The sequence below is a fragment of the Cetobacterium sp. genome (genome assembly GCF_048470075.1).
In the GTDB taxonomy this organism is placed as follows: Bacteria; Fusobacteriota; Fusobacteriia; order Fusobacteriales; family Fusobacteriaceae; genus Cetobacterium_A.
Genome location: NZ_DBGBQB010000060.1, coordinates 1 through 7,622, shown reverse-complemented (window position 1 = coordinate 7,622; position 7,622 = coordinate 1). Strand labels below are relative to the sequence as shown.

The 7,622-nt window shown below is 32.5% G+C and carries 9 protein-coding genes; 1 reads left to right on the top strand and 8 read right to left on the bottom strand.

Annotated elements, in window-relative coordinates; translation table 11 throughout:
- From ACMOUI_RS02145 to ACMOUI_RS02110, 8 genes are all read right to left on the bottom strand, one after another.
- Positions 1 to 939, bottom strand: a 939-nt coding sequence (locus tag ACMOUI_RS02145) for an ABC transporter permease (RefSeq protein ID WP_418964104.1), incomplete at its 3' end; no start/stop codon positions are given.
- Positions 939 to 2,258, bottom strand: a complete 1,320-nt coding sequence (locus ACMOUI_RS02140) for an efflux RND transporter periplasmic adaptor subunit (protein WP_418964103.1) — start codon at positions 2,256 to 2,258, stop codon at positions 939 to 941. The genes ACMOUI_RS02140 and ACMOUI_RS02145, both read right to left, overlap by 1 nt.
- Positions 2,259 to 2,267: 9 nt before the next feature.
- A complete protein-coding gene (locus ACMOUI_RS02135) occupies positions 2,268 to 3,506 on the bottom strand; it encodes a TolC family protein (protein ID WP_418964102.1) in 1,239 nt (412 codons plus the stop codon).
- A complete protein-coding gene (locus tag ACMOUI_RS02130) occupies positions 3,412 to 4,152 on the bottom strand; it encodes a tyrosine-protein phosphatase (RefSeq protein ID WP_418964101.1) in 741 nt (246 codons plus the stop codon). The genes ACMOUI_RS02135 and ACMOUI_RS02130 overlap by 95 nt, the downstream gene beginning before the upstream one ends.
- Positions 4,146 to 4,970 carry a CpsD/CapB family tyrosine-protein kinase gene (locus ACMOUI_RS02125; protein WP_418964100.1) on the bottom strand — a complete coding sequence of 275 codons (825 nt, stop codon included), beginning with the start codon at positions 4,968 to 4,970 and terminating at the stop codon, positions 4,146 to 4,148. The genes ACMOUI_RS02130 and ACMOUI_RS02125 overlap by 7 nt, the downstream gene beginning before the upstream one ends.
- Positions 4,960 to 5,703, bottom strand: coding sequence for a YveK family protein (locus tag ACMOUI_RS02120; protein WP_418964099.1), 744 nt, complete (start codon positions 5,701 to 5,703; stop codon positions 4,960 to 4,962). Before ACMOUI_RS02120 ends, ACMOUI_RS02125 begins: the two co-directional genes overlap by 11 nt.
- 92 nt (positions 5,704 to 5,795) lie before the next feature.
- Complete coding sequence (locus tag ACMOUI_RS02115) at positions 5,796 to 6,035, bottom strand: hypothetical protein (protein WP_418964098.1); 240 nt, start codon at positions 6,033 to 6,035, stop codon at positions 5,796 to 5,798.
- Between the two features lie 17 nt (positions 6,036 to 6,052).
- Complete coding sequence (locus ACMOUI_RS02110; protein ID WP_418964097.1) at positions 6,053 to 6,886, bottom strand: hypothetical protein; 834 nt, start codon at positions 6,884 to 6,886, stop codon at positions 6,053 to 6,055.
- Positions 6,887 to 7,073: 187 nt separating this feature from the next.
- Between ACMOUI_RS02110 and ACMOUI_RS02105 the strand changes: the two genes are divergently transcribed.
- A partial coding sequence (locus ACMOUI_RS02105; protein WP_418964096.1) for an HTH domain-containing protein occupies positions 7,074 to 7,622 on the top strand: 549 nt, incomplete at its 3' end.

The window sequence follows — 7,622 nt, the reverse complement described above, 5'->3', positions numbered from 1 at the left end:
TATACTTCCAGTTAAATATGATATTATAACTCCAAAAATTATTCCTATAACAGTTCCTAAAGTTATTACCACCGCTGCTTCTATTAGAAACACTTCCATTAAACTCTTTTTATCCATTCCCAACACTCTTAGTATACCTATGTATGAACTTCTCTCTCTTACTGCTGCTGCTATTAAATTTAAAATTCCAATACCGCCAACAATTAAAGAAATAAAAGAGAGGATAAAAAGTCCTTTTCCTACAAAACTCTTTATCCTCTCCACTTTTTTATAGATATCTGGGGGTTCTAAAACCTTAATTTGGTTGTAACTAAACCGAGACCTATTCAGCTCTCTTAGTATCACTGGTATATATTCCACCCCATCTTCATCTTGTGGAAAGGAGATTATCAAGCTATTGTAGCTACTCCTTCCAAAGATTCTTTCAAAAGTTTCATCACTTACTATGACTCTATTGCCCATTTTAACAGTTTCAAATGGACTCTCCTCTTGATACAAATCCTTAATTATAAATCTTCTTTTTCCCAATCCAGTTTCGAGTTCTACTTCTGCCCCCACTTCCGTATCCCAAAACTGATCTTTATCTAAAACTACCTCCTCCTCTTTAAGAGTTGGTAAATTGATAGCATTTAAAGCTTTTTTACTATAACCTCTAAATAAAACATCTCCAGCTAATCTTCTTTTTTCTGGAAAAATTGCATATTCTACAAAAGGCATTCTCTCTACTAGCTCTAAATCTTTATCACTCAATGACTCTCCACCTATAAGAATCCTATTTTTTCCTATAGCTGATAAATCTCTATCTATAACTCTTTTTACTCCATCTCCAAGAGAAAAGGTCATAATAAGGGTTGTTGCCCCTACTATAACTGCTACCAAGGGAAATGCTGCCCTTCCTAAATTGCCCTTTAGAAATCTAAATGCTAGCCATAATTTCATCAGATCACAGCCTTTACTTTCTCTCCATCTGAAACTTTAAATGGATTTATCACAACCTCTGTTCCTATAGGTAGATTCAGCACCTCATAATCAGTGGATGTCTTTGCTCCAATTTTAACTTCAGTCTTACGAATTTTTCCTTCATCCACTATATATACAAACCTTTTATCTGCCTCTTCTATAACAGAAAAGGATGATATAGTTGCAACACTACGATTACTTTTAGTACTTATTTCAACATCGGTTAAAAATCCAGGTTTTAGATTAGTGCTTCCCAATACCTTTACCTCAATCTCTATAACTTTATCATTTTTTCCACCTAATATACTTTCTCTTGCTATACTAGAGACTCTGGATACAACCCCATCATATATTAAATCTCCCTCTGATGATAAACTTTTTACAATAGCTTTTTGTTTTGGTAAAATAGTACTCGCTTGGTACATTGGCACTTCCACTTTTACTGTACTTTCGCCCTTTGGTGAAATGGCTAAAAGTCTTTGCCCACTCATCATATTGCTTCCTTCAGTTACATCTATTGTTGTAATAACTCCTGCTACTGGTGCTTCAAGTGGTTTTTTAAGCTGTTCAGCACGCCGTTTTAAAATCTCTTGATTCAATTGTAATTTTTCTAAATTTGATTTTAATTTAGCTTCCTCAATTTGCAACTCTCTCGTTAAACTCTCATAACTTACAGCTGAAAGTTCAAACTTTTGCCTATTTAAGTCTAAAGATGTTTTTAAATCTTCAAGTTCAACCATCTTTTTATCAGCTTCAGTTATAGCTCTATTAGCTTCTGTACTTGAAACTCCATCAGCAGCCAATAACTTTTTATAAGCCTCAACCTTCTCCTTTAAAGTTCTAGTTTCTGATGTTAAAACCGGAAGTCTTCTTTCATCTCCCTTTATTCTCTCCTCCAAATTTCTCATCTCTAACTTTCGATTGTCCAGTTCTAGTTTTAATGACCCTCCATCAAGATCAGCTATTCTAAGTTTTATATCTTTTATATCTAACTCATTTATTCTGAGCTCTTTATCATTTTCAATTACACTTTTACTACTAAAAGTCATAAGCTTATCTCCTGGTTGAACCTCTTGTCCCACATGAGCTAATATTGATTCGACCAATACTGGTGCTTCAACATATACAGGAATAACCTCTCCAGGTACAACTACTCCTGCATAAAGTATTGAACTAGATAGATTTCCAATCTCTATTTTAGAAACTTTTACCTCTTTTCTAGATACTCTATTTGCTGTGACATATCCGCCAAGAATTAACACTGTTATCACAGCACCTATCATTATTTTTTTGTTCATATCTCTCCCCTACTTATATAGATTTTCATACTCTATCACAGCTAAAACCAGCGTTCTCTGAAGTTTATAGTAATCCTCTTCAGCTGTTCTTAACTGATTTACTGAGTTTAAGTAGTCAAAAGTTGTTACCAATTCATTATCATATCTTAAATTATCAATTTTTAAGTTTTCTCTCAGTAGCTCTAATCTTTTCTTTTGAGCCTCACTTTGACCTGCTAGAGATTCTATCTCTCCAAGTTTATTTCTCATATCTAGCTCTATTCCTTGAATATTATTATCATACATGATTCTAGCCTGATCCAATTTATATTCACTCTGATCTACAGAATCTAAAGTGGCTCCCCAAGCAAAAGTATATGTAATTCCAAGCTCTACTCTCCCCTCATTTACAGTTTCATATTTATTTGTATCTAAATTTTCCTCTTTAAATCTGTGTGATGGTTTTATATATACCACTGGATAAAGATCTGCTTTAGTAATCTTTAGATCATACTCAGCTAAATCCACCATTAAGCTCTCTTTTTTCCCAAGAGTTGTATCTTTTGGATTTTTAACCTTTTTTATATCTCCAAGAGAGTTTAAATAGTTTACAGTATTAAACTCCTCCAATGTCACTTGTCTATCTAAATCATATCCAAGAAGTTGCATCAATACCTCTTTAGAAGCTCTTTCTTTCTGCGCATTCTCAAAATTTAAAGCTCTATTATTCTCTAAATCCGCTTCAACTTTTAAAACTTCAGATTTAGCTATCATCTTATTCTCTTTATATAGGCCAGAAAGTCTATTACGTTGTTTCTGTAATGCAGCGATTGTCAAATCTGTTATTTCACGTTGCTTTTTGTAGTTCAAAGTTGAAAAATATGCATCTACACCAGCTTCCTGCCAAGAATATACAGCTAGTATTTTCTCCGCTTTAGATAACTCTAATTCACTCTTAGATTTTTTATAGGTATTCATCATCTTTCCACCTTGAAAAAGTGGTATTGTCGCTTCTATTTTTTCAAATCCAAACCCCTCATTTTTTGCTGTCTCCCAATCATTTTCACTCTCTATTGTCACAGGTGGTAAAATCAGATTTCTAAAGGCCTTTTTCTTTCCTTTTTCCTTTATCTTTACATCTAACTCTTTAACTCTAATCTCAGGATTATTAGTTTCAACTCTTTTTAGAATCTCTTCTAGCCCTAATTCCTGAGAATATGCTCCTAAAGAAAGAACTAAAATTCCCATTAGTAAACTGCCTTTTCTCATGCCCCTTATCCTCCTTTGTAACCCCATTAAAAGTAGTCATTTTATTTATATATTTTAACTCTTCACTCCAAACATACCCTCTTTTTTCAACTCCATGAGCATCACTTCCTAAAAAATCAATGTGTCCATTTTCTAATAATTTAACTATATGTTTTGGTTTTTCCCCTGTAATATTTACCTGGAGTTTTACTCCAAGTTTTCTTAGCTGTATTAAATCTCTTCCCCTAAAGAGATTATATCTTTCTACATGAGCTAATATCGGTACAAATCCTTCATTTAAAACTTTTTTTAACAGTTTTCTTCCCACTAAAGTTGTAGTCAGTGGTGAAAACTCTACCAGAAGAAACTCTTTTCCTATCGTATTAAACTTTTTTTCACTTAAAACTCTAGTTGTATTTTCATCTAGGTAAACTTCATTTCCCCTATGTAGTTTTACCTTTAGTTTTAAATCTTCACATTTTTTTTTTAAAATTTCATAATTTTTTTCATAATCCTCATTGTAGTACTCTTTTTTATTGTAATGAGAGGTCAAATAGAACTCTTTAAATCCAAGTTTCATCCCCTCTCTAATCATTTCAATAGATTCCTCTAATGTTTTAGGGCCATCATCAACACCAAATAATAGGTGTGTATGAATATCTACCATTTTTTCCCCTTTTGGTCTCCACTTAGTTGTCTTTTGTAATCTCTTTTTAACCTTTCAACAAAACCTTTTAACCCTTTTTGAGGTTTATAACTTTTTGAAATGATTTCTCCCTCTTCTGTATAGTAATCCTTATAGTATGAATAGTTGTTATTATAATATCCATAATTTCCATATGAAAGTCCATTTTTATCCACTTTATTTACAACAAATCCATATATATTAGCTTTTGCATTATTTAACATTGTTTTTCCAAACTCTAACTCTCTTTTAGCCACTTGATCATAAGCCACAACATAAACGACCCCATCGCAATGTTTTGAAAGTATTGCTGCATCACTCGCTATTATAAGTGGTGGTGTATCTAAAACTACTGTGTTATATTCCTCTTTTAAATCCTCTAAAAGCGCTTTCATTCTATCCCCTAAAAAAAGCTCTGTTACATTGTGTGCTACATTCCTTGTTGGAATTATATCTAAATTTTCTTCAACACCCCGTAAAATAACATCTTCTAAAATACACTCCCCCGATAATACTGACTCTAACCCTCTATTAAATAACACTCCAAAGCTTTCATGAGCTCTAGGCCTTCTAATATCACAATCTATCAATAAAACTTTTTTTCCTGTAATAGCTATACTCATTGCATAGTTAGAAGCTATTATACTTTTCCCCTCCTTAGGGACTGTACTTGTTACCAATACTGTTCTCGCATTTTCTTTTTCATTTAAAAAATGTAGATTTGTTCTAATCACTCTAAGAGCTTCATTCATCTCATGATTATTAGAATCTTTAAAAAATATCTGTCTTTTATTCTGCATCTTTTTCACCATCCACCAAAGAAAGATTAAAGTCTGGAACCATTCCAAGCATATCTGTACCTAAAATTTTCTCAATATCTTTTGGCTTTCTAAGTTTACAAAAGAAAAATTCCACTATAAAAGCTGTCATACATCCAGTCATAACTGACAATACAAAGGAGATTGCAAGAATTATAATACGTCTCTTAGGTAAGGCCTCTCTTGGAACTTCAGCTGGTTCAACAACTTTTATATTTTGAAAGTTCATAACTTCACGAACTTTTAGTATAAACTCATTTCCAATCTCATTTACCACTGCTGCTGCCAATGCAGGGTCTCTATTTCTATATGTCAATTGTAATAACTCTGTGTCTTCAACTGGGGATATTGTCACATTACCTTGTAATCCTCTCAAACTTTCATCTAAATCATATTTTTTTATGACATTTTTTAAAATCACACTGCTTTTAGCAATCTCAGCATAGGTTGTTGCCAACTTCTGATTTACAGATAACTCCCCACCATCTAATGAAGTAGCACTAAAATTTCTTCCACTTGATACCATCATTGTCATCTCTGCCTTATAAACAGTTGGTCTTGTCATTGCAAAGAAAATTCCTAGTCCGAATATTGGTATCGCTATCAATGTAATCAATTTCCATCTTCTAAGAAGGGTGAATACCAAATCCATCAAGTCTAACCCCTCATCGTCTTCAAAGAAATCATCTTCATAAAAATCCTCTTTTTTTCTCATCCCTCGCTCCAATTTAATTTTTTATAAAAAAAGCTGTCCATCTGAACAGCTTTTCACTTTTAATTATATCTGCTTTGCTTTCAGTATTTTTTTTATTTGTTTCTATATGGTGTATTTTGTATGCTTGTAAGTGAGGTAGATGATGCGTGGGCTGAAGAGTGTGCCACTGTTGCTGCCGCTGGTGTATTTTGCCCAACAACTGGAGAATCTTTCATTCCAAATGCTACTAAAAATGAATCACTTTTAGAAAGAGGTGCGTCATCTGGTTCCTCTGCTCCAAAAATCAATACACTTGATGTAAGAAGCATTCCTAACAATAAAATTTTTTTCATTTTAACTCCTCCTTAAATTAGAATACGTAAGCTGCAGCTACTGATGCAATAAATGCAGTTCTTTCCTTTGTATCTTTAGCTCCCTGTTCATTTATATTTGTAGCTCCCAAATTCACAGATATTGGATAATCTGGAAATGGAACTATACCAAATCCTGCTGATAGAACATTACTTGTATAATCTACAATTAAACTCACTTGTGGTATTAGATAAAAAGCAATAGCTCCAAATCCATCCACTTCATCTTTCCTATCTCTTTTTTCTATATTTATATCTGCATATGAGTTATTTCCAAATCCTGCCGTAATAGCCATAGGGATATAATCATTTGCCCATAACTTTGTAACTGCTGTATAAAAACTTGGATCTTGATTATCTCCATCTGCTCCAGTTGCATGCCATAAATCCACTCCAGATACACCAACTGACCATCCTAATCCATATTTTTTAAAATGATGTCCCACATTAAGATTTAAAGTTCCTCTATTAAATGAACCACCATCTCTAGGATCTACACTTCCAATTCCCACTGATACCGCTCCACCAACTGTGTTAGAGTCTCCGAATCCCATTCCAAGAGCAAAAGCTCCGTCTGTATTTCCTTCATCTTTCAATCCAGAAAGTCCTGCAAAAACAACTCCATAAGATGAAACTAGCCCTGATGGAGACATTAAAGTAAATCCTGGTAATGTAGCCATTTCATGAAAATTTTCGGCTAAATATATGAGAGGCTTATCTGTCTTCTTTTCCTTTTTAGCAAAAACTGCTGTTGTTTCCCCAGATATTGATGATAGCTCTGCCGCTAAAAGTGTTGAACTTAATAGTATTGTTCCTAATAAAACTTTTCTCATCATGTTCCCTCCCTTTTTTTCATAAAAAATGAAATTTTATATTTTGAAAATAGTATACGCTATATAATCTATTTTTTTCTACTTGAAAAATTTTTATTTTTTTAAAACTTTTTTTCAAAACTGTTTGACACCTGAACTTTTATACTCTATAATGAACCCATGTATTTAAAAAAAAGGGGGGGAAGTTATGCCAACAACAATTTATTCAAAACATTTAAGAGTTTTAAGCCTCTTAAAGTTTACCGGGGGAAGAAATCTTGACTTCCTAGAATCATTTTTAAAACTTTCAAAAGCAAATTTGAATCTTCATATTAAAGATATTTATAACTCAATCCCCAACGTTCAAAAAACAAACAAATTAGAAGTAATGATGAAAGATGTTTTAAAATACAAAAGTCTTTTTTCTGATCTCAAAAAAGTTCAAGTTATTTCTAAAGAGGAAAGAGTTTTTTTTCTAATTTTAAAGATTCTTATTGATGGAAGTTTAAATTTAGAAAATCTTTCAAAACAACTTGATGTTTCAAGGCGGACATTAAATGGAGACCTAGTTGACATTAAAAGTGAAGTGGACAATTTCTATTTAACTATTGAAAGTCATACAGGGAAGGGAGTTTTTTTATCGGGAAAGAATATAGATAGAAAACGTGCACTTTGTTGCTATATTTATAAATTTTTAATAGAAGAGCTGTATCTTCCAAAAATTTTTACAGATTATTTTTCATTTTTATTTCATAAT

Coding starts and splice junctions, on each gene's coding strand:
- ACMOUI_RS02140 (WP_418964103.1), bottom strand. CDS start 2,258: ATGAACAAAAAAATAATGATAGGTGCTGTGATAACAGTGTTAATTCTT.
- ACMOUI_RS02135 (WP_418964102.1), bottom strand. CDS start 3,506: ATGAGAAAAGGCAGTTTACTAATGGGAATTTTAGTTCTTTCTTTAGGA.
- ACMOUI_RS02130 (WP_418964101.1), bottom strand. CDS start 4,152: ATGGTAGATATTCATACACACCTATTATTTGGTGTTGATGATGGCCCT.
- ACMOUI_RS02125 (WP_418964100.1), bottom strand. CDS start 4,970: ATGCAGAATAAAAGACAGATATTTTTTAAAGATTCTAATAATCATGAG.
- ACMOUI_RS02120 (WP_418964099.1), bottom strand. CDS start 5,703: ATGAGAAAAAAAGAGGATTTTTATGAAGATGATTTCTTTGAAGACGAT.
- ACMOUI_RS02115 (WP_418964098.1), bottom strand. CDS start 6,035: ATGAAAAAAATTTTATTGTTAGGAATGCTTCTTACATCAAGTGTATTG.
- ACMOUI_RS02110 (WP_418964097.1), bottom strand. CDS start 6,886: ATGAGAAAAGTTTTATTAGGAACAATACTATTAAGTTCAACACTTTTA.